The organism is Pseudomonas sp. GW823-FHT03E05, from assembly GCF_058796855.1.
In genome coordinates this window covers 1,442,035-1,468,080 of sequence record NZ_JBXAJB010000001.1, presented here as the reverse complement: position 1 = coordinate 1,468,080, position 26,046 = coordinate 1,442,035, and the positions used below count along the sequence as shown (strand labels likewise).

The following is a 26,046-nucleotide window of genomic DNA, read 5'->3' as shown; positions in this document are numbered from 1 at the left end:
TTGTGCAGGCCCGGCCGACGCCTTCGCTGGCAAGCCAGCTCCCACGGTGGGGCGTGGTTTGTGGCAGCTGCGAATTCAATTTTTTCAGGAGCCCGACATGGCCAAGAAACCTCGCCCCACGACCTTTATCAAGGACCCGCTCTGGTACAAGGACGCGGTGATCTACCAGGTACATGTGAAGTCCTACTTCGATTCCAACAACGACGGAATCGGCGATTTTCCCGGGCTGATCGCCAAACTCGACTACATCAAGGACCTGGGGGTCAACACCATCTGGCTGTTGCCGTTCTACCCCTCGCCGCGGCGCGACGATGGCTACGACATCGCCGAGTACCGAGGGGTCAGCCCCGACTACGGCACCCTGGCTGACGCCCGGCGCTTTATCGCCGAGGCCCACAAGCGCGAGCTGCGGGTGATCACCGAGCTGGTGATCAACCACACTTCCGACCAGCACCCCTGGTTCCAGCGGGCACGCAAGGCCAAGCCGGGTTCGGCGGCGCGCAATTTCTACGTGTGGTCCGACGACGACCAGAAATACGACGGCACGCGGATCATCTTTCTCGACACCGAGAAGTCCAACTGGACCTGGGACCCGGTGGCCGGCCAGTACTTCTGGCACCGCTTCTACTCCCACCAGCCGGACCTCAACTTCGACAACCCCCAGGTGATGAAGGCCGTGCTCTCGGTGATGCGCTACTGGCTCGACATGGGCATCGACGGCCTGCGCCTGGACGCCATTCCCTACCTGATCGAGCGCGATGGCACCAACAACGAGAACCTGCCGGAGACCCATCAGGTGCTCAAGCAGATCCGCGCCGAAATCGACGCCAACTATCCGGACCGCATGCTCCTGGCCGAGGCCAACCAATGGCCGGAAGACACCCAGCTGTACTTTGGCGATGTCACAGGCAGCGACGGCGACGAGTGCCACATGGCCTTCCACTTTCCGCTGATGCCGCGCATGTACATGGCCCTGGCCCAGGAGGATCGCTTCCCCATCACCGACATCCTGCGCCAGACCCCGGAGATCCCGGCCAACTGCCAGTGGGCGATCTTCCTGCGCAACCACGATGAACTGACCCTGGAAATGGTCACCGACCGCGAGCGCGACTACCTGTGGAACTACTACGCCGCCGACCGCCGGGCGCGGATCAACCTGGGGATCCGCCGGCGCCTGGCACCGCTGATGGAGCGTGACCGGCGGCGCATCGAGCTGCTCAACAGCCTGCTGCTGTCGATGCCCGGTACCCCGACCCTGTACTACGGCGACGAGATCGGCATGGGCGACAACATCTACCTGGGGGACCGGGATGGCGTGCGTACGCCGATGCAATGGTCCATCGACCGCAACGGCGGTTTCTCCCGGGCCGACCCGGCCAGCCTGGTGCTGCCGCCGATCATGGATTCGCTGTACGGCTACCCGTCAGTCAACGTCGAGACCCAGTCTGGCGATCCCCATTCTCTGCTCAACTGGACCCGGCGCATGCTGGCGGTGCGCAAGCAGTCCAAGGCCTTTGGCCGTGGCACGCTGAAGATGCTGTCGCCGAGCAACCGACGGATCCTGGCCTATACCCGGGAATACACCGGGCCTGACGGCAAGCAGGAGATCATCCTGTGCGTGGCCAACGTCTCGCGCAGCGCCCAGGCCGCGGAGCTGGACCTCTCGGCGTTCGCGGGCATGGTGCCGGTGGAGATGCTCGGCGGGAACGCCTTTCCGCCCATTGGCCAGCTGAATTTCCTCCTGACCCTGGCGCCCTACGGTTTCTACTGGTTCGTCCTGGCGGCGGAAAACCAGATGCCCAGCTGGCACGTGGAACCGGCCCAGAGCCTGCCGGATTTCACCACCCTGGTGCTGAAGAAACGCCTCGAAGAATTGCTCGAAGCGCCATCGCGCACCACCCTGGAGCAGGAAGTACTGCCCAACTGGCTGCCCAAGCGGCGCTGGTTCGCCGGCAAGGACAGCGCCATCGACCAGGCGCGGATCGCCTACGGCGTGCGCTTTGGCGACCCGCAGCACCCGGTGCTGCTCAGCGAGATCGAAGTCACCAGCGCCGGGCGCAGCGAGCGCTACCAGTTGCCGTTCGGCCTGTTGGCCGAAGAGCAGATCAACAGCGCCTTGCCCCAGCAACTGGCCATGGCCCGGGTGCGTCGCGGGCGCCAGGTGGGGCTGATCACCGACGCCTTCGCCCTCGACAGTTTCGTGCGCAACGTGCTGCTGGCGCTGCAGGGCACCACCTGCCTGGACAGCGAGCAGGGCCAGATCCGTTTCGAGGCCACCGCGCAGCTGGCGGCGCTGGGCCTGGGGGCCGACGCCGAGGTGCGCTACCTGTCGGCGGAGCAATCCAACAGCTCGGTGGTGGTGGGCGGCAGCCTGGTGCTCAAGCTGATCCGCAAGGTGGCGGGGGGCATTCACCCGGAACTGGAAATGGGCGCCTTCCTCACCGCTGCCGGCTTTGCCCACATCTCGCCGCTGCTGGGCTCGGTGCTGCGCCGCGATGCCCAGGGCGAAGACCATCTGCTGATGATCGCCCAGGGCTACCTGAACAATCAGGGCGATGCCTGGGAGTGGACCCAGAACAACCTCGAGCGGGCGATCCGCGACGAGCTGGCCGAGGCCATGTCCGAGCAGGAGCAGCACTACAACGCCTTGGGCGAGCTCCAGGATTTCGCCGGCCTGCTGGGCCAGCGCCTGGGGGAAATGCACCTGCTGCTGGCGGCCCCCAGCGACAATCCGGATTTCGCTCCCGAGCAGGCCACCGCCAAGGATGCCCAGGCCTGGAACCAGCAGGTTGCCGAGCAACTGGAGCGCGGGTTGCAACTGCTTCAACAGCACCAGGCCGAACTCGCGGCAGGGGAGCAGAAATTGCTCGGCAAATTGTTGCAGCATAAGGCGCTGATCCTGGGTCACATCCAGCAACTGGCCAAACAGTTGGTGGGGGGCGTGCGGATTCGTGTCCACGGCGACCTGCACCTGGGGCAGGTACTGGTGATCAAGGGCGATGCCTACCTGATCGACTTCGAGGGCGAGCCGGCCCGGCCCCTGGCCGAGCGCCGCGGCAAGCACAGCCCGTACAAGGATGTCAGTGGGGTCCTGCGTTCCTTCGACTACGCGGCGGCCATGGCCCTGGAGGCACCGGCGGTGGACGGCGCGCAAGGCGCGGCGGCGGGGCGGCGCAAAGTGGTCACGCGCTACCTGGCCGAGGCGCGCCACGCCTTTGTCCAGGCGTATCGGCTGGCGACGGCTAATCTTGCCCATGGCTGGCAGGACCCGGCGGCCGCGGATGCCGCCCTGGCACTGTTCAGCCTGGAGAAGGCCGCCTACGAGCTGGCCTATGAAGCGGAGAACCGTCCCGCCTGGTTGCCCGTGCCATTGCACGGCCTGGTGGGGCTGTTACGTGAACTGAAACCCTTTTCCGATATTGAGAGTGGTGGAGAGCAGTCATGAGTTTCTCGAACAAGGAACAGGGAAAGCAGCAACCGGCATTGCTTCCTTCGGCCAAGGCCATCGACGCCCTGGTACGGGCCGAACACCGCGATCCATTCGCCATTCTCGGGCCCCACGGCGATGGCGCCGGCGGGCAATTCATCCGCGCTTTCCTGCCCGGGGCGCTGAGTGTGCAGGTGCTCGACCGCGACCAGCAGCAGGTGCTCGGCAGCCTGCAAGCCGGTGAGGTGCCGGGGCTGTTTGTCGGGCACTTTCCCGAGGCCCGGCCCTATCTCTTGCGCATTCAATGGGCCGGGGGCGAACAGGTCAGTGAAGACCCCTACAGCTTCGGCCCCCTGCTGGGGGAGATGGACCTGTACCTGTTTGCCGAAGGCAATCACCGCGACCTCAGTTCCTGCCTGGGGGCGCAACTGACCACCGTGGACGGCATCGACGGCGTGCGTTTTGCGGTCTGGGCACCGAATGCCCGGCGGGTCTCGGTGGTGGGCGACTTCAATATCTGGGACGGGCGCCGGCACCCGATGCGCCTGCGCCATCCCTCCGGGGTCTGGGAGCTGTTCATCCCGCGCCTGCAGGCGGGCGAGGCCTACAAATACGAGATCCTCGGGCCCCAGGGCATCCTGCCGCTCAAGGCCGACCCCATGGCCCTGGCCACGCAGTTGCCGCCGGACACCGCCTCCAGAGTCGCGCCGCCCCTGACCATCGACTGGCAGGACCAGGAGTGGATGCTGGCCCGTGGCGAGCGCCAGCGGGTGGACGCGCCGCTGTCGATCTATGAGCTGCATGCCGGTTCCTGGCAGTGCGAAGTGGACGACCTTGGAGAAGTGGCCCGCCAGTACAGCTGGGCCGAACTGGCCGAACGGCTGATTCCCTACGTCAAGGACCTGGGGTTTACCCATATCGAGCTGATGCCGATCATGGAGCACCCGTTTGGCGGCTCCTGGGGCTACCAGCCGCTGTCGCAGTTCGCCCCCAGCGCCCGCTACGGCAGCCCGCAGGATTTCGCAGCCTTCGTCGACGCCTGCCACCAGGCAGGCATCGGGGTGATTCTCGATTGGGTGCCGGCGCACTTTCCCACCGATACCCACGGCCTGGCGCAGTTCGACGGCACTGCACTGTATGAGTACGGCAACCCCCTGGAAGGCTTCCACCAGGACTGGGACACCCTGATCTACAACCTGGGGCGTACCGAAGTGCACGGTTTCATGCTGGCTTCGGCGCTGCACTGGCTCAAGCATTTCCACGTCGACGGCCTGCGGGTGGATGCCGTGGCCTCGATGCTCTACCGCGACTATTCGCGCAAGGCCGGGGAATGGGTGCCGAACCGCCACGGCGGCCGAGAAAACCTCGAAGCCATCGATTTTCTGCGCCACCTCAACGACGTCGTGGCCCTGGAGGCCCCGGGCGCCCTGGTGATCGCCGAGGAGTCCACCGCCTGGCCCGGGGTCAGCCAGCGCACCGATCAGGGCGGCCTGGGCTTTGCCTATAAATGGAACATGGGCTGGATGCATGATTCCCTGCATTACATCCAGCAGGACCCGGTGTACCGCGCCCACCATCACAACGAACTGAGCTTTGGCCTGGTGTACGCCTGGTCCGAGCGTTTCATCCTGCCGATCTCCCACGACGAAGTGGTGCACGGCAAGCACTCGCTGATCGACAAGATGCCCGGCGATCGCTGGCAGAAGTTCGCCAACCTGCGGGCCTACCTGAGCTTCATGTGGGCCCATCCGGGCAAGAAGCTGCTGTTCATGGGCTGCGAGTTCGGCCAATGGCGCGAGTGGAACCACGACCAGCAACTGGACTGGTACCTGCTGCAGTACCCCGAGCACCGCGGGGTGCAGCAACTGGTGGGGGACCTCAACCGCCTGTATCGCCAGTACCCGGCGCTGCACGACCAGGACGACGTGCCCCAGGGTTTCCAATGGCTGATCGGCGACGATGCGATCAACAGCGTCTATGCCTGGTTGCGCTGGAGCAAGAGCGGCGAACCGCTGCTGGTGGTGGCCAACTTCACCCCGGTGCCACGCCAGGGCTATCGCGTCGGCGTGCCGGTGGCGGGGCGCTGGAGCGAGTTGCTCAACAGCGATTCGCAACTGTATGCCGGCTCCAACTACGGCAACGGTGGCGAGGCCTTCAGCGAAGAGCAGAGCAGCCATGGCCAGGCCCTGTCCCTGGTACTCAACCTGCCTCCGCTGGCCGTACTGATCCTGCGCCCTGACAGTTGACCCAGGCGTCCTGTAGCCGCTGCCGAAGGTTGCGAACGGTCTGGGCGGCGCTCCGTCGCTGGGGCGCGGGGTTTGCGAGGTCGCCAACGGCTCGTCTGAAGATCGCCCAGTCAACCGGTTACAGGGAGTCGGCGGCCTCGGCGATCAGCGCGGCTACGGGCCCGGGCTGGGAGGCGAGGGAGGCGTGGCTGGCGTCCAGGTGAATGATCTTGCGGGCGTTGAGCCGGGCGGCCATGCGCTCCTGGTTCGCAGGGGCGATCATGCGGTCGGCACGGGACACCTGGTACCAGGAAGGTTTGTCGCGCCATGCCGGGGCCCCCAGGGCGTCGCCGAAGGTGCTGGCCAGCGGCGCCTTCTGGGTCAGGCCCATGACCAGTCCTTCCTGGGGGCTGAGATCCTGGCAGAAGCTCTGCTGGAAACGCTCCGGACGCACCCAGAGGTAGCCGTCGCTGTCGGGCGCCAGATTGGCGGCGGCTTCAGGCGGGAACTCCTGGGTCAGGCCACCGGGGCTTTCACCCTGGTCCGGGGCGAAGGCGGCGATGTACACCAGGCCCGCGACGTTTGGCGCATGCCCGGCCTGGGTGATCACCGCGCCGCCGTAGGAGTGCCCCACCAGCAGCACCGGCCCCGCTTGCTGGGCCACCAGCTTGCGGGTCCGTTCGACGTCCTCGGCGAGGGAGGTCAGGGGCAGTTCCACGGCGCGGATCTTCTCGTAACCGCGGTTCAGCAGTTCGACGATGACCCGGTTCCAGTGGGCGGCACCGCCCCAGAAACCGTGGACCAGGACAATCGTGGGTTGCTCGCTCATCGCTTGACTCCTTCTCTGGGCTCAAGGTTGGCCCGGAGGCGGGCGCCCCCAGGCTCGGGTTCGGGGAAAAGCATGGTCGACTCTGGCGGGAATACGGCTATTTATTCATGAATTCTGATGTGCGGCCCCAGGCGGCAGGTGCACTTCCACCGCCAGCGGCAGGTGATCGGAGAGGTGGGTCCAGGGCTTGTTGCCGAGGATCTGCGGGCGGTGGCTGTGGGCGTTGCGCAGGTAGACCCGATCCAGGCGCAGCAGTGGCCAGCGTGCCGGGTAGGTCTTGGCCGGGCGGCCATGATGGCGTTCGAAGGCTTCGTGCAGGTCGTTGCGCCGGCCCAGGGTGGCGTTGCCGTGCATCTGCCAGTCATTGAAGTCGCCGGCGATGATCACCGGTGCCTCCTCGGGCAGGGATTCGAGCAACTGGCCCAGCAGCGCCAGCTGCAACTGGCGATGGCTTTCCAGCAGGCTCAGGTGCACGCAGATGGCGTGGACCTCGGCGTGGCCGGGCACATCCAGCACGCAGTGCAGCAGGCCCCGGCGCTCGGGGCCGGTGATCGAAACATCGAGGTTGCGGTACTGGCGGATCGGAAACTTCGACAACAGGGCGTTGCCGTGATGGCCGTCGGGGTACACCGCGTTGCGCCCGTAGGCGTAGTCGCTCCACATGCTGTCGGCGAGAAACTCGTACTGTGACTGCTGAGGCCAGTTGTCCAGGCGCGAGGCATGGCGCTCGTGCTCGCCCAGCACTTCCTGGAGAAACACCAGGTCGGCCTGGGTACTGCGCACGGCCTCGCGCAGTTCCGGAAGAATGAAGCGGCGGTTCAGGGCGGTGAAGCCCTTGTGGGTGTTGACGGTCAGAACGCGTAACCGCTGGACCGCCTCGGGGTTGGGCTGGCGGGTGGAATCGCTGCTCACGCGGGCTCCTTGGAATCAGTGGCGGTTACAGATGGGACTGGCGACCGGTGCGTGCGTTCAGCTTATTTTCCACCCGCGCAGGCCTACATCAGGATGATCTCGTAGGGCAGGCGCAGGCGCTCCAGCAGCACCGGCGACAGCGACGGCTCCAGGCCGATCTCCGGCTCGCCCTGCAACTGGCTGGCATAGGCGTGGGCGGCGTGGCGCTTGCGGGCCACGGTCCAGGTGTCCAGGCGCAGCTTGCGCGCACGCTGCCAGGGGATCTGGTGCTCCTCGCGGGCCGTCCAGTGCCAGGCCCAGATCGGAATCTCATGAAAACGCGCACCCACCAGGCTCGCGGCCTTGGCCGTGGCCCGGCCCACGGCTTCGTGGTCGAGGTTGCCATCGGCGCGCCAGGTGCTGAACACCACGTCGGTGTCGCGCAGGTAGCGGCAGATGAAGGGCACCAGCTGCTGTTCCCGTTCGCTCAAGGCGCTGTCGGCAAAGCCGCCGCGAATCCACTTCAGGCTGTGCAGGGGCAGGCCCAGGCGACGCAGGGCTTCGGCGCTTTCCTGGGGCCGGAACACGCTCAGGCGGCGCTTGGGCCACAGCTCCGACCCGGGATGGCTGGCGCTGCCGTCGCTGATGGAAATCAGTTGCAGAGGGTGGCCGTGGTGGGCCAGCACTTGCAGCAGGCCGCCGCTGGCGACCACTTCGTCACCGGGGTGAGGGGCGACTATCACTGCCCGGGAGCCGGCCGGAACCAGGTTGGCCAGATTGATGGCCGGCACCTCGGCCAGGCTGCGGGCACTGTTCCAGACTTGGCTGGGCCAGTTGCTGTCGATTGCGGGTATGGCTTTCATGGGGTGTCACATCCCTGTTTTCCGGGCCACGGCAGTAGCGGTTGAACCTCCGTTCAGTCGCGACCCTGGGTTTGCACGCACGCTGATTCCTTGGCACCTGCCTCAGCGTGAAGTACCGGTGCCCCATACCTTTGGAGCACCGCGATTCGGGGGTAATCATACACAGCCTGGAGCTTTCCACGCAGTGCCAGCCCAGGCTTATTTGCTGATTACCAAGCCCGTCACAGGGTAGACGGCAATTCTCCCCCCGGGGAGGCGCACTGACCAATGCCATGCTGTACTTCACAGCCCTGCGCAAGGTTCGTTCAGGCCCTTGAGGTAATCGCCGAACCCACCTTTGGCCCGCGAATCCAGGCGCCCGCTGGTAATCACTTGCGGATGCCGGCTCCAGGCGATGCTGGCGCCGCAGCGCTGCAACTGCCGCACCAGCTGCACATCCTCGTGGCAGGCCAGGGCCTCGAAGCCGCCGGCGCGGACATAGGCTGCAGCGCTGATGCCGAGGTTGGCGCCATGGATGTGCCGGTGGCCATCGCTGTCCTGGTAGGCGTCGTGATAGCGGATCCGGGCCTGGGGTTCGAAGCCTTCGCTCCAGCGGTCGACGGTGACGGTGCCGCAGACGGCGTCGGCGCCCAGGGCCAGTTGGGCCACCAGCCAGTCTTCGGGTACGCGGCTGTCGGCATCGGTACAGGACAGCCAGCGGGCGCCGGCCTGCAGCAGCAACTGCGCGCCCGCGGCCCGTGCCCGTCCGACATTGCGCACCTGCAATTGCAGGTGTTGCACGGCGAACTGGCGGGCAATGTCCAAAGAACCGTCGGAGCAGCTGTCGAGCACCACCAGGATCGCCACGTCTTCATTGAGCTCGGGGTGGCTGGCGGCTTTCAGGGCGCAGCGCAGGCAGTCGGCCAGCAGTTGCTCCTCGTTATGGGCGGGTATCACCACTCCGATCATCGCAGGCCCTCCAGGGTCGCGACCGAATCCGCTTCGCGGCCCCAGAGGTCGAGGAGAAAGTCCGCTTCCTGGTGCTCCAGCAAGCGTGGCAGTTGCAAATGGCGATGGAGCAGTTCGTGCACTTGTCCGGCATCCAGGGGGCACTCGGCAATGGGCGGGCGCCAGTGGCAGGCCAGTAGCTGGCCATCCGCGGCCAGGGAGCCCAGGGCACGTGCCACCAGTTGCGCCAGGTCGGCGGCGTCCAGGTAATAGCCGATCTCGCTGATGACGATCAGATCGAAGGGCCCCTTGGGCCAGTCCTGGGGCAGGCGGCCGTGTTCCACCCGGGCGTGGGGGAAGGAGCGCAAGCGCTGCCGGGCCAGGTCCACCGCATTGCGCGCGGTGTCGTAGGCCAGCAGGCTGTCGCAGCGGCTGGCCAGTTCGGCGCTGAGTTCGCCGTTGGCACAACCGGGTTCGAAAATGCTCCGGTAGTGGCGGCGCGGCAGGCTGGCCAGGGTGATTGCACGTTTGCGCTGTTCATACCAGCGCTGGCGAAAGGCCCAGGGGTCCTGGTCCCGGGCGAACAGCCCTTCGAAATAGCGACTGTCGACACTCATAGGAACACCACCTCAAAAGGTTGCAGCAGACGCTCGATGATGTGCGGTGCCAGCACGGGCGCCAGGCCGATCTGCGGGTCGCCCTCCAGTTGGCTGGCAAAGGCTTGGATGGCATGGCGCTTGCGGGCCACCTGGGCAGGGCTGAGCAGCACCTTGCGGGCCCGCTCCCAGGGCAGCTGCCGGCCCTCGGGATCGGCCCAGTGCCAGGTCCAGATCGGCAGTTCCTTGAGGCTTGCGCCCGTGGCCCGGGCGGCCAGGGCGCTGGCCCGGCCCACGGCTTCGTGGTCGCAGTGGCCGTCCTCGCACCAGGTGCTGAACAGCACGTCACCGGCGCGCAGGCAACCCTGGATGAACTGCGTCAGGGCGGCTTCGTCCCGGGCGACGCGGCTGTCCTCGAAGCCCGCGCGCAGCCAGGTGAAGCGCTGCAGCGGCAGGCCCAGGCGGCGCAAGCCTTCGGCGGACTCCTGGGGCCGTACCTGGCTCAGGCGCTGTACCGGCCAGCGCCGGGAGCCGGGATGGCTGGCGCAACCATCGGTGACCGAAATCAGCAGCAGCTCGCGCCCCTGCGCCGCCAGCAGTTGCAGGAGGCCGCCACAGCCGAGGATTTCATCGTCCGGGTGCGGGGCCACAATCACCGCCCGCGCTCCTTGCGGGACCAGGGTTCGAATATCCACCGCGGCCATGGCCTGCAGTTGCGAGGAAGCCTGCCAGGCCTGCAGCGAGGTGCCGCGACCGACAATCGGATTGGCTTTCACAGTTGCCATCCTCCCGGGTCCGCTGCAGCGTGGGCGGCGTTGGCCAGCTGTTGCCCGAGAATGGCCAGGTCACGCTCGGCATGGCTCTGGCGGATGAACACCGGCAGGTCCGCCAGCAGCCGGGCGAAGTGCCGGTCCAGGCAATAGGGGCTGGCGCCCAGCGCCCGGCCGACGTGGTGCAGCACGCTGTCGACGCTGGCCTCGGTCACCGCCCGGGCGCGCCGGGCCAGCAACTGGCAGTTGGCCTGGGGCGCCTGATCCAACTGCCGGGCACTGTGGCGCAGCACGCAGGCGGCCTGATGCAGGGCGCTGTCCACTGCCCCCAGGTGGGCCAGGGCATGGGGCTCGTCGCGTTTGGCGCAGTGTTCGCGCAGGGGGTGTGCGATGGCCTGGGCGGCCCCCAGCCAGCAGGCGGCGATGCCGATGGCGCCTTGCCAGAAGCCCGGGCGCTGCAGGTAGTCATCCGGCCCGCCGACCCATTGGCCACGAGCCTCGTGGAAGTCAACCCGCTGGCTGCCGGTACTGGCCATGCCCACCGCTTGCCAGCTGCCGCTCTCGACCTGCACCCCGGGCTGGGCCAGGGCCACCGCCACCAGGCGTTGGTGGCCGTCGGCGTCCCAGGCGGTGAGCAGGGCATGGCTGAGCACCTCGGCCCCCGAGCACCAGGCCTTGGTGCCGCTGAGCCGGCAGTGCGGGCCATCGGCAACGGCGTGCACCCGGGCCTGGGGCGGCTCCGCGGCCCAGGTGCCCCAGGTGGTGCCGGGGGGCACGGGGCAGCCCAGTTCCGCCATGATCGCCAGGGCGTCGGTGTGCCCCTCGTAGAGCTTGCACAGGCCCAGGTCATGGCCGGCGACCCTGGCCAGGGCCTGCCAGCGTTGCAGGGTGGCGCCCCCGGCGGGCAGTGGCAGGCGGTCGAGCCCGGCGCCCACCAGGGCGTCCAGGCACAGGCCCAGGGCGCGGGTGTCGGCATGCCCCAGGTCGGGGGAGTGATGCAGGAAGCCTTGCAGGTCCATGTTCAGTCTTCTTCCTCATGTTGCAGTTCGAACAGCAGCAGGGAGCGCCCGGTCACCGAATACTCGTGGCCGAAGGCAAAGCGTTCCTGGCCGCGCACCGCCGGCTGGTTGGTGTCGAGCATGCAGGTCCAGAACTCTCCGGCGGGCACCTCAGGCAGGCGGAAGTTGACGATGTCGTGGTGGGCGTTGACCACCAGCAGCAGCGTGGCATCGGCCCCGGGGCGGCGGATCCCGGTTTCCTGGGCGCGGCCGTCCAGCAGCATGCCCAGGCAGCGACCATGGGGGTCCTGCCAGTGCTCGGTGGTCATCTCGCTGCCGTCGGGAGCCAGCCAGGTGACGTCCTTGACCCCGATGTCCTCGTTGTAGCTGCCCACCAGGAAGCGCCCGCGCCGCAGGATCGGGTAGCTCAGGCGCAGCTTGATCAGGCGCTTGACGAACTTGAGCAGGGACTTGCCGTCGTTATCCAGCTCCCAGTTGACCCAGCCGATCTCGCTGTCCTGGCAGTAGGCGTTGTTGTTGCCGTGCTGGGTGCGGGCGAATTCGTCGCCGGCCACCACCATCGGCGTGCCCTGGGCCAGTAGCAGGGTGGCGAAGAAGTTGCGCATCTGGCGCAGGCGCAGGGCGTTGATCTCGGGGTCGTCGCTGGGGCCTTCGACGCCGTGGTTCCAGGACAGGTTGTTGTTGCTGCCGTCCTGGTTGTTCTCGTCGTTGGCTTCGTTGTGCTTGTCGTTGTAGGACACCAGGTCGTGCAGGGTGAAACCGTCGTGGGCAGTGACGAAGTTGACCGAGGCGTAGGGCCGGCGGCCGCGCTGGTTGAACATCTCGCCGGAGGCGGTCATGCGCCCGGCAAAATCCGCCAGCTGGCCGTCATCGCCCTTCCAGAAGGCCCGCACCGTGTCGCGAAAGCGATCGTTCCATTCCACCCAGCCCGGCGGGAAGTTGCCCACCTGATAGCCGCCGGGGCCGCAGTCCCAGGGTTCGGCGATCATCTTCACCTGGCGCAGCACCGGGTCCTGGCGGCAGGCCACGAGGAAGCTGTGGCGCTCGTCGAAACCGTCGTGGTAACGCCCGAGAATGGTCGCCAGGTCGAAGCGGAAGCCGTCCACGTGCATTTCCGTGGCCCAGTAGCGCAGCGAGTCGGTGACCATCTGCAACACGCAGGGGTGGCTCAGGTCCAGGGTGTTGCCGGTGCCCGAATCGTTGATGTAGAAGCGCTTGTCGTCGGGCATCAGGCGGTAGTAGGAGGCGTTGTCGATGCCGCGCATGGACAGGGTCGGGCCTTGCTCGTTGCCTTCGGCGGTGTGGTTGTAGACCACGTCCAGGATCACCTCCAGCCCGGCTTCGTGCAGGTGGGCGACCATTTCCTTGAATTCGGCGATCTTGCCGCTGGCCAGGTAGCGCGGGTCGGGGGCGAAGAAGGCGATGCTGTTGTAGCCCCAGTAGTTGGTCATGCCCTTGTGCAGCAGGTGCTGGTCGTTGACGAAGGCGTGGATCGGCAGCAGCTCCACCGACGACACCCCGAGCTTGCGGATGTGCTCCAGCACGTCGTCCACCATCAGCCCGGCGAAGCTGCCCCGCAGGTTCTCGGGCACCGAAGGGTGGCGCATGGTGAAGCCGCGCACATGGGTCTCGTAGATGATGGTCTTGTCCCAGGGCACGCTGACCCGCTGGTCGTTGCCCCAGGTGTGGGCCGGGTCGATGACCTTGCACTTGGGCACGAAGGGCGCGCTGTCGCGCTCGTCGAAACTGAGGTCGGCATCCGGGTGGCCGATGGTGTAGCCGAACAGCGCCTCGGACCATTTCAGCTCGCCCACCAGTTGCTTGGCATAGGGGTCGATCAGCAGTTTGTTGGGGTTGAAACGGTGCCCGTTGGCCGGGTCGTAGGGGCCGTGCACGCGGTAGCCGTAGATCAGCCCCGGGTGAGCGTCGGGCAGGTAGCCGTGGAAGATTTCGTCGGTGTATTCCGGAAGTTCGATGCGTTCGAGTTCCACTTCGCCGGCATCATCGAACACACAGAGCTCGACCTTGGTGGCATTGGCCGAGAACAGCGCGAAGTTAACCCCCAGGCCGTCCCAGGTGGCGCCGAGGGGGAAGGGCAGGCCTTCACGAATGCGCGAGGGTTCGCTCTCGGGAGTGGCGGCGGGCTGCTTGGATCTGCTCATGGTTGCTCCTGCAGTGAGACGGTGACGGGCCGGGCCCTTTCTTCAGGGCGAACGCGACCCTTATGGCGCGCGGGCGCGCCACGGGTTGACGAGGACGAGATGGCCGGCGGGTGTCAGTTGGCCGGCGGTTTGCGCGGCGCCCGGGGCTTCTTCGCCGCCGCGGGTTTTTCTCCCGGGGGCACTACCACGGCGGCGGCCGACTTGGCCTTGGGCTTGGCCGCGCTCTTGGCGGCGGGCTTTCCGGTCGCAGGCTTGGCCTTGCCGGCCTTGGGTGGCGTGCTTGGAGCCAGGGCTTCGGCCTCGGCGAGCTTGCGGGCCATGTCCCAATGCCGGGCTTCCTGGCCCTCTGGCTTACCTTCCGACTCCCAGATCTGATAAGCGAATTCACGAATGCGTTTGTCGTCGGTACTCATCGCAATGCTCCTGGACTGAATTCAAGGTTGAATCAAAAGGTTGAGCGCAAAGTCTTGCAGTGCGGCGCTAAGCATCAGCTCCCTGTGGGGTGTGACTGCCACCGTGGAAAAAAGTCCATTCAGCTTTTGCCCCGAGGCGTCGAACGGTAGCTGCACCCGGGTATCGCCCCACAGCGGCGCCTCGATCAAGGGCATTGCGCGATCCCCCAGCAGGCCGGCGACCCGCACCGGCACTATCACCACTGCCCGTTGTGCACCGTGCTCGCGCATGAACGCCAGGACCCGCCCGGCATGCTGGCCAAGCACCGGCAGCGGCTGGTAGCGGCCCCGGCGAAACAGCTCCGGGTACTGGCCACGCAGGTTCAGGGTGCGGGCGATCAAGGCCTGCTTGATGCGTCCGTCGTGCCACTGGGCCAGCCACTGGCGTGGTTCGCCGCCGCGCTCCAGGGCCGCCTGCCGGGCCGGGTAATCCACCGGCCGGCGGTTATCCGGGTCCACCAGGCTGAAATCCCAGAACTCGTTGCCCTGGTACAGGTCGGGGACCCCAGGCACGGTCATGCGCAGCAAGGTTTGCGCCAGGCTGTTGAGAGCACCCGCCGGGGCAATGGCCCGGGCCGCCGCGGCAATCGACTGGCGCAATGCCAGGCCCTGGGGCGCCAGCAGCAGGGCCTGGACAAAGGCCTGCACGGCCTCTTCGTATTCTGCGTTGGGCGCCGCCCAGCTGCTTTGCAGCTTGGCCTCGCGCAGGGCCTTGAGCTGCCATTGCCAGATCCTTTGTCCATAGCCTTGCAGGGCCGCCTGATCCTCGGCAGCCAGTTCCAGGGGCCAACTGCCCAGCAGGGTCTGGTAAAGGATCAGTTCGTCCCCCGCCGAAGGCGCATCCGCCTGCTGGCGCAGGGGCGCGGCCAGGGTGCGCCAGTGCTCCACCTGGGCGGCATACCAGGGGGCCCGTTCGCTGAGCACTGCCAGGCGCGCGCGGCTGTCCTCGCCCCGTTTGTGATCGTGGGTGGCGCTGGTCAGCAGGTTGTCGGGGAAGCTGGCCAGGCGTTGCTGGCAGGCCGTGTGGAAGGCGGCGATCGGCGCACTGAACTGTTCGCTGTTAAAGCCCACGTCGTTGCGCGCCAGCAGTACCGCCGAGCGGTAGAAGGCGGTGTCTTCCACGGCCTTGGCCGCGGCGGGCGAAGTCAGTTGCTGGAAACGCACGCAGGCGTGGCGCAGCAGCTTGCGCCCACGGCCCGGTGGCTGCTGGCGCCAGCCCTGGCCGCCGAGCCAGCGCTCCAGGCAGTCGAGCACCGGCCTGTCGGCCTCGCCCAGGCTCTGTCGCGCGCCGTCCAGGGCCTGCTGGAACAACTGCTGGTCCTGCTGCCCGCGGCCACAGGCGCTGATATAGGTGCGGTACACCGGGAAGTGCACGATCAGTTCCTGCAAGGCGCGGCGGATGGCCCCCAGGGTCAGGTCGCGGCTCATCAGGTCCAGGCGCGCCACCTGCAACAGGGCCTGGGCCACGCTTTCAAAATCGCTGGCCAGGGAGCCGTTGAGAATCTGCTGACGGGCCAGCAGTGCCTCTTCGGCGAACGCCGCGGGGCGCTGGCTGTGCCGGCTCCACAGTTCGGCCAGTACCGGCTGGCCTGCAGGGGCCTGCTGCAGCAGCGACAGTTGGTTCATGAACTCATAGCCGGTGCTGCCATCTACGCCCCAGTCGCGGTGCAGGGTTTCCCCGGCGCCGAGGATCTTCTCGACGTAGATCGGCAGGTGCTGGCCCGGGCGCAGGCGGTCGATCCGGCGCCGCAGCTTGCGGCAATAGCTGCGCGGGTCGGCCAGACCGTCGATATGGTCGATGCGCAGGCCGTCCACCAGGCCACGCTGGATCAGCTCGAAGATCTTGCCGTGGGTGGCTTCGAACACCGCCGGGCGCTCGACCCGCAGCCCGCCCAGCTCGTTGACGTCGAAGAAGCGTCGCCAGTTGATGTCGTCGGCGGCGGTGCGCCAGCTGGCCAGGCGATAGCTCTGTTGCTCCAGCAGATGGTGCAGGCGCTGGAAACCTTCGTCGTGGCGTGAGTCGTAGCCTTGCAGGTGGGCGGTGACGGCCTGGTGCAGCGCCGGTTGCTGCAACAGTTGGCCCAGGGCCTGCTGCAGCGGTTGTGCCTGGGCGTGGGCGTCGCCGCTGAAACGCAGGGCGGCAAAGCTGTCGGCCAGGGGCTTGAGGGCCTGGGCGGCATCCGGCGGGCCGGCGAGGCGCAGCAGTTCCCCGAAGTCGGCGGGGCAGATGGGGAAACAGTGTTCATAGTGGCGAACATGGAAACCGCAGCGATCGTCGTCCAGCTGCAGTTGCAGGCTGCCTTCCTGCAAGGCCTGCCCATAGTCGCTGCCGAGGAAGGGCAGCAACAACTGGCCTTCCATCAGCGGGTCCGGGGAATGCCACTGGATATCGAAGAACTCACCGTACGGGCTCAGGCGCCCCCATTGCAGCAGGTCCAGCCACCAGGGGTTGTCATTGCCGCCCACCGCCATGTGGTTGGAGACGATATCCAGGATCAGGCCCATGCCGTGCTGGCGCAGGGCATCCACCAGCCGTACCAGGGCCGCCTCGCCCCCCAGCTCGGGGTTGACCCGGGTGGGGTCCACCACGTCGTAGCCGTGCATGGAACCGGCCCGCGCGCAGAGCAGTGGCGAGGCGTAGAGGTGGCTGAGGCCCAGGCCGGCAAAGTAGGGCACCAGGGGCAGCGCATGATCCAGGGTGAAGCCCTGGTGAAATTGCAGGCGCAGGGTGGCCCGTGGCATTGGCGTGGCTGGCGGGCTCATCGGTCACGCTCCAGGGCCTGCTGCCGGGCACAGGCCAGCAGCTCCAGGCGCCGCGCAGCGTCGCTGTCATCCAGCAGGTGCCGGCTGGCAGTGGCCAGGCGCCGGCGCCAGTTGGGGTGGCTGTCGAGGGTGCCGGGCAGGTTGGCCTGTTCGTCGATGCCCAGGGCGTCCTCCAGGGGAAGCAGCACCAGGGGCGCCCGGGTGTGGCCGAGGAAACGCACGCTGGCGTCTACCACCTGGTCGGCCTCGTGGCTTTCCTCGCGAAAGTTCTGCGGATCCTGGGCCAGGGCGTGGCGCAGGCCGTTGCGTTCGTGCTGGCGATGTTCGCGCCAGTGCCGCGCCGCCGCTTCGTCCACCAGGCCCAGGCGCTGGTTCCAGTCGATATCGCGGCCATGCCACCAGCCGTTGAGGGGCGGCAGGTCATGGGTGCTGGTGGTGGCCAGGGCATTGTCCGGCCAGTCGAGGATGGGCTTGAAGTGGCAGCCGTGGTCCTGTTCGAACAAAAGCACACGCATGCCGAGCATGGCCCGGGCGGCGAGTTTTTCCCGCAGCCCGTCGGGCACTGTGCCCAGGTCTTCGCCCAGCACTATGGCCTGGTGGCGATGGGATTCCAGGGTCAGCAGGCGCAGCAGGTCGTCCACCGGGTAATAGAGGTAGGCGCCATCGCTGGGAGGCGCGCCCAGGGGAATCACCCACAACCGTTGCAGGCCCATCACATGGTCGATGCGCAGGCCCCCGGCATGGGCGAAGTTGGCCCTGAGCATTTCGATGAAGGCGCGGAAACCGTGGCGTTGCAGGCCTTCCGGGGAAAAGGCCGATATGCCCCAGCTCTGGCCCTGGCGGTTGAGGATGTCCGGTGGCGCGCCCACCGTCAGGTTGGCCAGTAACTGCTCCTGCCGGCTCCAGGCCTGGCTGCCGCCGCCGTCGGCGCCCACCGCCAGGTCGGCGATCAGGCCGATGCCCATGCCGCCGCTGCGGGCCGCGCTTTGCGCTCGCTCCAGGCTGCGGGCGATCAGCCACTGGCAAAAGGCATGGAAGCCGATTTCGTGGGCCTGTTCCTCGGCGAAATGAGCCAGGGCCGGGCTGGCCGGATCACGCCACTGCGGCGGCCAGTGACGCCAGTCCAGTTCCTCGCCACGGGCGGCGCGCTGGGCCTGGATGGCTTCGAAGCGGCAGTGGTTTTCCAGGGCTTCGCCGGCTGCCCGGCGGTAGCTGGCGAAGTCCTCGTGCAGCGGGTGCTCGCCCTGGCAGAAGCCTTCATACAGCGCCCGCAGTGCCTGCAACTTGGCCTGGGCCGCCAGGGGCCAGTCGATCAGCGGCAACTGTTCCAGGTCCTGCAGTTGTTCGCCCAGGCCACAGGCTTCGATCGCGGTGCGCCAGGCGCGGTCGCCGAGGATCGCGCCAGGGGCGGCATACAGGCTGTTGAGAAACAGCCGGCTGGAAGGCGAATAGGGGCTGTAGCGCAGCGGGTCGCTGCTGAACATGGCGTGCAGCGGGCTGATGGCCAGGGCATCGGCGCCGCGTTCGGCGGCCTGGCGCGCCAGTTCTTCCAGGGCCTGGGTATCGCCGAAACCGCCATCGCCGGGGCGGCGCAGGGCGTACAGCTGCACGCTGAGGCCCCAGGCCCGCGGGGTGGGCTGGTGCACGGCGTCGGCCACGCTGAAGCAGCGTTCGGGGGCCACTGCCAGGACAAAGTGTTCGTCGTCGATACTCACGGCGTGGTAACCCACCGGAATCGAGCCCGGCAGCCGGCTCTCGGCATCCAGGTCCAGGTGCAGCGGGCTGCCATCCTCCAGCCGCAGGAGACAGGCCGTGTGCGGGGGGAAGTAGCGCGCCAGGTCCAGGCTCTGGCCGTGGTCGGCGGTCAGCAGCGGTGGCAGGTGCCGGCTCTGTTGCACCCCTTGCAATTGCAGCAGGCTCTGTTCGACCTGCTGCGGGTCTTCGGCCGGATGCCCCAGGCCGGCCAGGACAGCCCGCAGGACCCGGTCCTCGACCTTCTGGGCACGGCCGTTGGCATCGATCCAGTCCACTGCCAGGCCGGCGCGGCTGGCAAGCAGTTCCAGTTGCGCATCGCTCATAGGCATTCTCCATCTGGGTCGGTCGGGGAAGAGGTGGGGGCCAGCAGCACCAGCACGCTGTAGGCAGGCAGTTGACCCTGGCACCAGTGCTTGAGGGTGTGCGGCGGATATTCGAAGCACAACTGCGGTGCGGCCTCGGCGGCCAGTTCGACCTGATGCGGGCCGAGGTTGAGATCGATGCGCAACAGGCTGCCGTCCCCCAGGCGCCAGCGCGCACTCAGCGCGCCCTCGGCCAGTACCTGGCAGCCCAGGGCCCGGGCGCCGGGCAGGCGCGGAACCAGCTCGCGGTGGCGGATCTGCAACAGGCTGCGGTACAGCTCGCGGGTGGCCTCGGCCTGCCGGGACTGGGCCTGTGGGCGCGAGGCCTGGAAGGTCGAGGCGGCGTTGGGGTCGGGAATGCGCTGGCGCTGCCCGGCGTCGGCGAAGGCACTGAAGGCGGCGAATTCGTTGCGCCGGCCCTCGCGCACCGCTTCGGCCAACTGGCCCTGGTGGCTGGTGAAGAACAGGAATGGTTCCTGGGCGGCCACTTCGTCGCCCATGAACAGCAGCGGAATCATCGGTGACAGCAGCAACAGCACCGTGGCCGCGTGCAGGGCCTGGGTCGGCGCCAGTTGGTTGAGGCGTTCGCCAAAGGCCCGGTTGCCGATCTGGTCATGGTTCTGCAGAAACAGCACAAAAGCGCTGGGCGGCAGGTGCCCGCTGGGTTCGCCGCGGGCCTCGCCATGGCGGTTGGCATGGCCCTGGAAGGCGAAACCCTGGCTCAGGCAGCGGGCCAGTTGCTCAGTGGGCTGCTCGGCGAAGTCGGCGTAGTAGGCGTCGGTTTCGCCGGTCAGCAGCACATGCAGGGCGTTGTGGCCGTCGTCGTTCCACTGTGCGTCGAAGCCTTGTTGCAGCAGGCTGGCCTGATTGAACTCGTTCTCCAGGTTGAGCCACACATGGCGATCGGGTGGCACTGCCTGGCGGACCCGCTGCGCCAGTTGCCGCAGGAAATCCGGATCGTCGATGGCGTGTACCGCGTCCAGGCGCAGGCCGTCGAAACGGTACTCCAGCAGCCACATCAGGGCGTTGTCGATAAAGAACTCGCTGACCTGCGGGCGTCGAAAGTCGATGGCAGCGCCCCAGGGGGTGTGCAGGTCCTGGCGAAAGAAGCCCTGGGCGTACTCCTGCAGGTAGTTGCCGTCGGGGCCGAAGTGGTTGTAGACCACATCGAGGATCACTGCCAGGCCCAGGCCATGGGCGGCATCGATCAGCGCGCGCAGCTCGTCGGGCGAACCATAGGAGGCTTCCGGGGCGTAGGGCAGCACGCCGTCGTAGCCCCAGTTGCGTTCGCCGGGAAACTCCGCCAGGGGCATCAGCTCGATGGCGGTCACCCCCAGTTCCACCAGGGCCGGCAGGGCTTGCTGCACCGCCTGATAGCCGCCCATGACCCCCACGTGGAGTTCGTAGATCACCGCCTCGTGCCAGGGCCGGCCGCGCCACTGCGGGTGCTGCCATTGATAGCCCTCGGGGTCCACCACCAGGCTTGGCCCGTGGACATCACCGAGCTGGGCCCGGGACGCCGGGTCGGGGACCTGGATCCGCTCGTCGATATTGAAACGGTAAGCGCTGCCCGCGGGGCAGCGCGCCTGGGTCATGAACCAGCCTTCGGGCTGGGGCTGCATGGGCAGCGACTGGCCGTCCGCCAGTTCGACGCTGACGCAGCGCGCATCCGGCGCCCACAGGGCGAACCGGGTGTGCTCGGCATCCAGCAGCCGCGCGCCATGAGTCCAGGTGTGCAGCGTGCTTGAGGGCATCGGTCCTTGCCTCTTACTGTCGGGCGGCCTGTCCCAGGGCCTTGGCCACCAGTTGTTCGTAGAGTTCGGCGTAGGGTTCCACCGCCTTGCACCAGTTGAAGGGCGCGGCCATGGCCCGGCAGCGCATGGCATTGAGCAGCGCCGGGTAGGCGAACACCTTGAAGGCCCGGGTCAGGGCTTCCTGGTAGCTGGCCACGGTGGATTCGTCGAAGAGGAAACCGGTGACGCCATTCTCGATGGTGTCTGCCAGGCCGCCGGTGTTGCGCGCCACCGGCAGCGAGCCGAAGCGCTGGGCATACATCTGGCTCAGGCCGCAGGGCTCGTAGCGCGAGGGCATGAGCAGGAAATCGCTGCCGGCGAACATGCGCCGGGCGTCGGTCTCGTTGAAGCCGATGTGCACCCCGATGCGGCCGGGGAAGCGCCGGGCCAGGGCGCGCATGGACTGTTCTTCCTCCGGCTCGCCGCGGCCGATGATGGCGATCTGGCCGCCGGACTGCACGATGAACTCGGCCACCGCTTCGGTCAGGTCCAGGCCTTTCTGGTAGACCAGCCGCGAGACCACGGCAAACAGCGGGCCGCTGGAGGCGTCGAGGCCGAACATCTGCCGCACATGGGCGGCGTTGGCTGCCTTGCCGTCCCAGTCGCCGATGCTGAAAGGCGTGAGCAGGTGGGCGTCGGTGGCGGCGTCCCAGCTTTCATCGATGCCGTTGGGGATGCCGCTGAGCAGGCCCTGCTGGGTCTTGCTGGCGAGGAAGCCGTCGAGCCCGCAACCGAAGGCCGGGGTGGTGATTTCCTGGGCATAGGTGGCGCTCACCGTGGTGATGTGGCTGGCGTAGGCCATGCCGGCCTTGAGGAACGACAGCTTGCCGTAGAACTCCATGCCTTCCTGTTGCAGGGCATGCTCGGGGATGCCCAGTTCCGGGCACGAGGCCAGGCTGACCACGCCCTGATAGGCCAGGTTATGAATGGTGAACAGGGTCGGCGTGCGTTGCCCGCGCCAGTGCATGTAGGCCGGCGCCAGCCCGGCGGGCCAGTCATGGGCGTGCACCAGGTCGGGGCACCAGTGGATCTGCGCCAGGTTGGCCGCGATGTCGGCGGCGGCCAGCCCCAGGCGGGCGAAGCGGATATGGTTGTCCGGCCAGTCGCGGCCGTTGTTGGCGCCGTAGGGCGTGCCTTCGCGCTCGTAGAGTTCCGGGCAGATCAGCACGTAGATCACCAGGCCGTCGGGCATGTCCATGCGCCCGATCTTGCAGGCCGGCAGTGCCGCGTGGCCACCCAGCTCCCCGATGATGTGGATCGGGTTCTCGCTATGCAGCACCTGGGGGTAGCCGGGGATCAGTACCCGCACATCGTGCAGGTGGGCCATGGCCCTGGGCAGGGCGGCAGAGACGTCGCCCAGGCCGCCGGTCTTCACCAGGTCGGCGATTTCCGAGGTGACGAACAGCACTCGCTTGCGGTTGGGATTGGGCCGCGCCAGCGGCAGCACCGTCTTGTTCCCAGGGACCGGAACCGAGGGGGCGGCGCGGTCGCCGGCCTGCTGTTGAGGGTGATCTCCCTGAGTGTCCAATACGGCGCTGATCATGTGTCTCTCCCGTTTTATTGATCTGTTCTGGTGTCTCGAGCGCCGCGCGTGGCCAATTCCTGTGGCCGGGCGCAAACGCGCCACACGTCGATCAGCCTGCGCTGCTCGAGCGTGGAAGCAGAAAGGGTGGAGGAGCCGTTGCAAGGAATGCACCAGTGGCAGCGACCCTACCTTTAACCTGACCTTGGGCCGAAGCGAAAAGTTTCGACTTTTTCTCGGCGAATGTGACTGCCCGGTCACAGTGCGAAATTCAGTCTAGGACAGAACCTAGAGCGGTGCCGGGGGAGGTGGGTGTTTCCCGGGGTTGGCAGGGCGGGCGGCGAACGCGTCCCGACGAAAGGTCGGCCATGCACTGCCCGGGAGCGGGGCCGTTGCGGCCCGGGGGCGAAAATGGGGAGGGGCTGCCAGCGGCCGGTGCCGTTGTGGTGCGGCGCCGCCCAAAGAACGGGCACAGGCGGGCTCCTGCGCCCAGCGTCCCTGCGAGCCTGGTCGCCGCCGAGCCTGCGAGGCTGCGAAAAGCTGCGCAGGACCTTGCCTGGCGATCGCCACGGGGGGCTTTCAGTTGAGCAGGCGGATCGGCTGGCCGGCGTGCCAGGCTTGCAGGTCTTCGATCATCTGGCCGAAGAACTGCTGGTAGTTCTGCCGGCTGACATAGCCGACATGGGGCGTGGCCAGAACATTGGGCAAGCGCCGCAAGGGGTGGTTGGCAGGCAAGGGTTCCTGCTCGAATACATCCAGTGCGGCCCCCGCCAGCCGGCCCTGTTCCAGGGCGGCAATCAGCGCGGCTTCATCGACAATCGGCCCGCGGGCGGTATTGACCAGCAGCGCCCCGGGCTTCATCCACGCCAGGGCCTGGGCGTCCACCAGGCCGCGGCTGCGCTCGCTGAGCACCAGGTGCACCGAGAGCACATCGGCCTGTTCGAACAGTTGCTGCTTGTCGACATGGGTCACGCCGGCCGCGGTCGCGCGTTCAGCGGTGAGGTTCTCGCTCCAGGCAATCACCCGCATGCCGAACACCTGGCCGAATTGCGCCACCCGTTGGCCGATGCTGCCCAGGCCGAGAATGCCCAGGGTCTTGCCGTGCAGATCGCCCCCCAGGCCCTGTTGCCAACCGCCTGCGCGCAGGGCGCAGGCTTCGCTCAGCAGGTTGCGGCTCAGGGCCATGAGCAGGGCCCAGGTCAGCTCCGGCGCGGCGTGCTTGTAGCTGTCGGTGCCGCACACCTGGATCCCCAGGGCGCTGGCCGCCTTGAGGTCGATGGCGGCGTTGCGCATGCCGCCGGTGAGCAGCAGCTTGAGCTGCGGCAGGCTGCGTAGCAGGGTTTCATCGAACCGGGTGCGCTCGCGCATCACGCAGATCACCTGGAACGGTTGCAGGCGCCGGGCCAGGGTGGCGGGGTCTGCCGGGTAGTCGTGAAGGAAGCTGACCCGGCTGATGCTATCGAGCACCGACCAGTCCACTACCTCGCGCGCTACGTCCTGCCAATCATCGATTACCGCAATCTCTAGTGCCATGTTCGGGCTCCTGGCTCAGGGTTGCTTCAACCAGCCCAGCAGGGCCTGGTGGAAAGGCTCGGGTTGTTCCATTTGCGGTGCGTGGCCCAGCCCCGGGAACTGCACCAGGGTCGAATGGGGGATGCGCTGCGCCACCTGCCTGCCCAGGTCCTGGTAGTGGCCGATGCGCGCCTTGACCTCGGGCGGCGCGATATCGCTGCCGATGGCGGTGGTGTCGGCGGTGCCGATCAGCAGCAGGGTCGGCATCTTCAGGTCCTGGAATTCGTAGTACACCGGCTGGCTGAAGATCATGTCGTAGATCAGCGCCGAGTTCCACGCCACCAGGCGCTTGCCGGGGCCCTGGTTGAGGCCGGCGAGCATGTCCACCCAGCGCTGGTACTCGGCCTTCCAGCGGCCGGCGTAATAGGTCTGCTGCTCGTAGCGGCGGATACCCTCGGCGGTCTGCTTCAGCTCGCGCTGGTACCACTGGTCGACGCTGCGCCAGGGCACGCCCAGGGCTTTCCAGTCTTCCAGGCCGATGGGATTGACCAGGGCCAGTTGCCGTACCTGATCGGGGTATTGCAGGGCGTAGCGGGTGGCCAGCATGCCACCGGTGGAATGGCCCAGCAGGCTGGCCTGGTTGACGCCAAGTTTGGCCAGCAGTTGATGGGTGTTCTGCGCCAGTTGCTGGAAGCTGTACTGGTAGTGTTCGGGCTTGCTGGAGGTACAGAAGCCTATCTGGTCCGGGACTATCACCCGGTAGCCTGCGGCGCTCAGAGCCTTGATCGAGCCCTCCCAGGTGGCGCCGCAGAAGTTCTTGCCATGCATCAGTACCAGGCTGCGCCCGTTGGCCGTGCTCTGGGGCGGTACATCCATATAGCCCATCTGCAGTGCCTGGCCCTGGGACACAAAGCTGAAGTGCTGCAAGGGATAGGGGTAGTCGAAGCCCTGCAGTTCGGGACCGTAGACCGGCGCCTGGGCCGCGAGGGCAGGCAGGGCCAGGGGCAGCAGCAAGGCACTGAGCCAGCGAGGGGTAGCAAGGGGCATAAGGACACTCCGCAAGGTTGCGGGCGATGCTGTAGCCGCCGGATTAGGGCGACGTTAAGCCACAGGCAAACCCTGGGCGTCGGCTTGCCGACAAGGAAGGCCTTGAGGCAGGTGGTTGCGGGGGCGGGCGCTTTCGCTGGCAAGCCAGTTCCTGCGCGGTGATGGGGAGCTGCGGGCGCTCAGCCGATCCAGCCCAGGGTCAGCCACGCCAGCACGGCGTAGCGCGCGCCCTTGGCCAGGGTGACCAGCAGCAGGAAGCGCTTGAGGGGTTCGCCCATGACGCCGGCCACCAGGGTCAGCGGATCGCCGATCAGCGGCATCCAGCTCAGCAGGAGCGTCCAGTGGCCATAGCGTTGGTAAGGCCCCCGGGCCCGCTCCAGGTGACGCGGGCTGACCGGAAACCAGCGGCGCTCCTTGTAGTGTTCCAGGCGCTGGCCCAGCCACCAGTTGACCAGCGAGCCCAGGACATTGCCCAGGGTCGCCACCAGCCACAGCCCGAGCACTGCCAGTTGGCTGTTGTGCAGCAACCCCACCAGCAGCGCTTCCGATTGCAGGGGCAGCAGGGTGGCGGCGCCGAACGCCGCCAGGAACAGGCCGAAGTAGGCGCCGAAGATCAACGGGCCGGGTAGTCCGCGACGACCACGTCCTTGCCCTCGCGGGTCAGGCCGATGACCTGGAAGGCATCGGCGTCCATGCCGTCCATTTCCATCCCGGGGGAGCCCATGGGCATGCCCGGGGCGGCGATGCCCAGCAGGTCATCGCGCTTGCGCAGGGCCAGCACCTGTTCGGCCGGCACGTGGCCCTCGACGAACTTGCCGTCGATCACCGCGGTATGGCAGGAGCCCAGGCGCGGGGCGACGCCGAGCCGCTGCTTGACCGCGCTCATGTTGCTTTCCACGTGGTCGGTCACGGCAAAGCCGTTGTCCTGCAGATGCTCGATCCACTTTTTGCAGCAGCCGCAGTTGGCGTCGCGGTGCACGTCGATGGGAATCAGTTCTCCAGCCTGGGCCAGGGAGCTGATCAGCAGGGCGGACAGAGCCGCCAGACGCAGTGAGGTGTTCATCGAAAGTCTCTTTGTCGCTGATCAATAAGGAAGGGTGGCATGGCCGGCCACCCGCGGTTGCACGCTCG

19 protein-coding genes are annotated in these 26,046 nt (G+C 67.2%); 2 read left to right on the top strand and 17 right to left on the bottom strand.

The genetic code is table 11. The annotated features are described in order from the left end of the window. Window positions 1–97: 97 nt before the first annotated feature. Together treS and glgB are read left to right on the top strand one after the other, a co-directional pair. Window positions 98–3,445: a maltose alpha-D-glucosyltransferase gene (treS, locus tag AC1RCO_RS06410; protein WP_072441935.1), complete on the top strand. Its 3,348-nt coding sequence runs from the start codon at window positions 98–100 to the stop codon at window positions 3,443–3,445. Continuing rightward, window positions 3,442–5,673, top strand: a complete 2,232-nt coding sequence (gene glgB, locus AC1RCO_RS06405) for a 1,4-alpha-glucan branching protein GlgB (RefSeq protein ID WP_019095234.1) — start codon at window positions 3,442–3,444, stop codon at window positions 5,671–5,673. The genes treS and glgB overlap by 4 nt, the downstream gene beginning before the upstream one ends. Window positions 5,674–5,791: 118 nt before the next feature. Here the strand turns inward: glgB and AC1RCO_RS06400 are convergent, their stop codons facing one another. The 17 genes from AC1RCO_RS06400 to AC1RCO_RS06320 all read right to left on the bottom strand — a co-directional run bounded on the left by AC1RCO_RS06400 (window position 5,792) and on the right by AC1RCO_RS06320 (window position 25,978). Next, the gene (locus tag AC1RCO_RS06400) at window positions 5,792–6,481 is read right to left on the bottom strand and encodes an alpha/beta hydrolase (RefSeq protein WP_123397400.1); all 690 of its coding nucleotides are present in this window, start codon (window positions 6,479–6,481) and stop codon (window positions 5,792–5,794) included. A gap of 105 nt (window positions 6,482–6,586) precedes the next feature. After that, window positions 6,587–7,393: an endonuclease/exonuclease/phosphatase family protein gene (locus tag AC1RCO_RS06395; RefSeq protein WP_011061165.1), complete on the bottom strand. Its 807-nt coding sequence runs from the start codon at window positions 7,391–7,393 to the stop codon at window positions 6,587–6,589. A gap of 83 nt (window positions 7,394–7,476) precedes the next feature. Then, complete coding sequence (locus AC1RCO_RS06390) at window positions 7,477–8,235, bottom strand: PIG-L deacetylase family protein (RefSeq protein WP_492617532.1); 759 nt, start codon at window positions 8,233–8,235, stop codon at window positions 7,477–7,479. A 282-nt stretch (window positions 8,236–8,517) separates the two neighbouring features. Beyond that, complete coding sequence (locus AC1RCO_RS06385; RefSeq protein WP_072441934.1) at window positions 8,518–9,183, bottom strand: glycosyltransferase family 2 protein; 666 nt, start codon at window positions 9,181–9,183, stop codon at window positions 8,518–8,520. Beyond that, complete coding sequence (locus tag AC1RCO_RS06380; protein WP_011061168.1) at window positions 9,180–9,779, bottom strand: class I SAM-dependent methyltransferase; 600 nt, start codon at window positions 9,777–9,779, stop codon at window positions 9,180–9,182. Before AC1RCO_RS06380 ends, AC1RCO_RS06385 begins: the two co-directional genes overlap by 4 nt. Then, the gene (locus AC1RCO_RS06375) at window positions 9,776–10,534 is read right to left on the bottom strand and encodes a PIG-L deacetylase family protein (RefSeq protein ID WP_492617531.1); all 759 of its coding nucleotides are present in this window, start codon (window positions 10,532–10,534) and stop codon (window positions 9,776–9,778) included. Before AC1RCO_RS06375 ends, AC1RCO_RS06380 begins: the two co-directional genes overlap by 4 nt. Beyond that, a complete protein-coding gene (locus AC1RCO_RS06370) occupies window positions 10,531–11,547 on the bottom strand; it encodes an acyl-CoA dehydrogenase family protein (RefSeq protein ID WP_492617530.1) in 1,017 nt (338 codons plus the stop codon). The genes AC1RCO_RS06375 and AC1RCO_RS06370 overlap by 4 nt, the downstream gene beginning before the upstream one ends. Window positions 11,548–11,549: 2 nt before the next feature. Continuing rightward, a complete protein-coding gene (glgX, locus tag AC1RCO_RS06365) occupies window positions 11,550–13,709 on the bottom strand; it encodes a glycogen debranching protein GlgX (protein WP_011061171.1) in 2,160 nt (719 codons plus the stop codon). A gap of 113 nt (window positions 13,710–13,822) precedes the next feature. Beyond that, on the bottom strand, window positions 13,823–14,122 hold the full coding sequence (locus tag AC1RCO_RS06360) for a DUF2934 domain-containing protein (protein ID WP_015635523.1): 300 nt from the start codon (window positions 14,120–14,122) through the stop codon (window positions 13,823–13,825). 21 nt (window positions 14,123–14,143) lie between these two features. Further along, window positions 14,144–16,924: a malto-oligosyltrehalose synthase gene (locus tag AC1RCO_RS06355; protein WP_492617529.1), complete on the bottom strand. Its 2,781-nt coding sequence runs from the start codon at window positions 16,922–16,924 to the stop codon at window positions 14,144–14,146. Further along, window positions 16,921–19,002 carry a 4-alpha-glucanotransferase gene (gene malQ, locus AC1RCO_RS06350; protein WP_492617528.1) on the bottom strand — a complete coding sequence of 694 codons (2,082 nt, stop codon included), beginning with the start codon at window positions 19,000–19,002 and terminating at the stop codon, window positions 16,921–16,923. The genes AC1RCO_RS06355 and malQ overlap by 4 nt, the downstream gene beginning before the upstream one ends. Further along, window positions 18,999–20,795 carry a malto-oligosyltrehalose trehalohydrolase gene (treZ, locus tag AC1RCO_RS06345; RefSeq protein ID WP_492617527.1) on the bottom strand — a complete coding sequence of 599 codons (1,797 nt, stop codon included), beginning with the start codon at window positions 20,793–20,795 and terminating at the stop codon, window positions 18,999–19,001. The genes malQ and treZ overlap by 4 nt, the downstream gene beginning before the upstream one ends. Window positions 20,796–20,808: 13 nt before the next feature. Next, on the bottom strand, window positions 20,809–22,377 hold the full coding sequence (glgA, locus tag AC1RCO_RS06340; protein WP_011061176.1) for a glycogen synthase GlgA: 1,569 nt from the start codon (window positions 22,375–22,377) through the stop codon (window positions 20,809–20,811). 558 nt (window positions 22,378–22,935) lie between these two features. After that, window positions 22,936–23,889 carry a D-2-hydroxyacid dehydrogenase family protein gene (locus tag AC1RCO_RS06335; RefSeq protein ID WP_492617526.1) on the bottom strand — a complete coding sequence of 318 codons (954 nt, stop codon included), beginning with the start codon at window positions 23,887–23,889 and terminating at the stop codon, window positions 22,936–22,938. 15 nt (window positions 23,890–23,904) lie between these two features. Further along, window positions 23,905–24,915: an alpha/beta fold hydrolase gene (locus AC1RCO_RS06330; RefSeq protein WP_492617525.1), complete on the bottom strand. Its 1,011-nt coding sequence runs from the start codon at window positions 24,913–24,915 to the stop codon at window positions 23,905–23,907. A 179-nt stretch (window positions 24,916–25,094) separates the two neighbouring features. Then, window positions 25,095–25,532 (bottom strand): YqaA family protein, encoded by a 438-nt coding sequence (locus AC1RCO_RS06325; RefSeq protein ID WP_011061179.1) that lies wholly within the window; start codon window positions 25,530–25,532, stop codon window positions 25,095–25,097. Beyond that, window positions 25,529–25,978 carry a DUF411 domain-containing protein gene (locus tag AC1RCO_RS06320; RefSeq protein WP_492617524.1) on the bottom strand — a complete coding sequence of 150 codons (450 nt, stop codon included), beginning with the start codon at window positions 25,976–25,978 and terminating at the stop codon, window positions 25,529–25,531. Before AC1RCO_RS06320 ends, AC1RCO_RS06325 begins: the two co-directional genes overlap by 4 nt. Window positions 25,979–26,046 lie beyond the last annotated feature (68 nt).

Coding starts and splice junctions, on each gene's coding strand:
- AC1RCO_RS06385 (WP_072441934.1), bottom strand. CDS start 9,183: ATGATCGGAGTGGTGATACCCGCCCATAACGAGGAGCAACTGCTGGCC.
- glgA (WP_011061176.1), bottom strand. CDS start 22,377: ATGATCAGCGCCGTATTGGACACTCAGGGAGATCACCCTCAACAGCAG.
- treS (WP_072441935.1), top strand. CDS start 98: ATGGCCAAGAAACCTCGCCCCACGACCTTTATCAAGGACCCGCTCTGG.
- AC1RCO_RS06380 (WP_011061168.1), bottom strand. CDS start 9,779: ATGAGTGTCGACAGTCGCTATTTCGAAGGGCTGTTCGCCCGGGACCAG.
- treZ (WP_492617527.1), bottom strand. CDS start 20,795: ATGCCCTCAAGCACGCTGCACACCTGGACTCATGGCGCGCGGCTGCTG.
- AC1RCO_RS06335 (WP_492617526.1), bottom strand. CDS start 23,889: ATGGCACTAGAGATTGCGGTAATCGATGATTGGCAGGACGTAGCGCGC.
- glgX (WP_011061171.1), bottom strand. CDS start 13,709: ATGAGCAGATCCAAGCAGCCCGCCGCCACTCCCGAGAGCGAACCCTCG.
- AC1RCO_RS06320 (WP_492617524.1), bottom strand. CDS start 25,978: ATGAACACCTCACTGCGTCTGGCGGCTCTGTCCGCCCTGCTGATCAGC.
- AC1RCO_RS06400 (WP_123397400.1), bottom strand. CDS start 6,481: ATGAGCGAGCAACCCACGATTGTCCTGGTCCACGGTTTCTGGGGCGGT.
- AC1RCO_RS06360 (WP_015635523.1), bottom strand. CDS start 14,122: ATGAGTACCGACGACAAACGCATTCGTGAATTCGCTTATCAGATCTGG.
- malQ (WP_492617528.1), bottom strand. CDS start 19,002: ATGAGCGATGCGCAACTGGAACTGCTTGCCAGCCGCGCCGGCCTGGCA.
- AC1RCO_RS06330 (WP_492617525.1), bottom strand. CDS start 24,915: ATGCCCCTTGCTACCCCTCGCTGGCTCAGTGCCTTGCTGCTGCCCCTG.
- glgB (WP_019095234.1), top strand. CDS start 3,442: ATGAGTTTCTCGAACAAGGAACAGGGAAAGCAGCAACCGGCATTGCTT.
- AC1RCO_RS06355 (WP_492617529.1), bottom strand. CDS start 16,924: ATGAGCCCGCCAGCCACGCCAATGCCACGGGCCACCCTGCGCCTGCAA.
- AC1RCO_RS06370 (WP_492617530.1), bottom strand. CDS start 11,547: ATGGACCTGCAAGGCTTCCTGCATCACTCCCCCGACCTGGGGCATGCC.
- AC1RCO_RS06390 (WP_492617532.1), bottom strand. CDS start 8,235: ATGAAAGCCATACCCGCAATCGACAGCAACTGGCCCAGCCAAGTCTGG.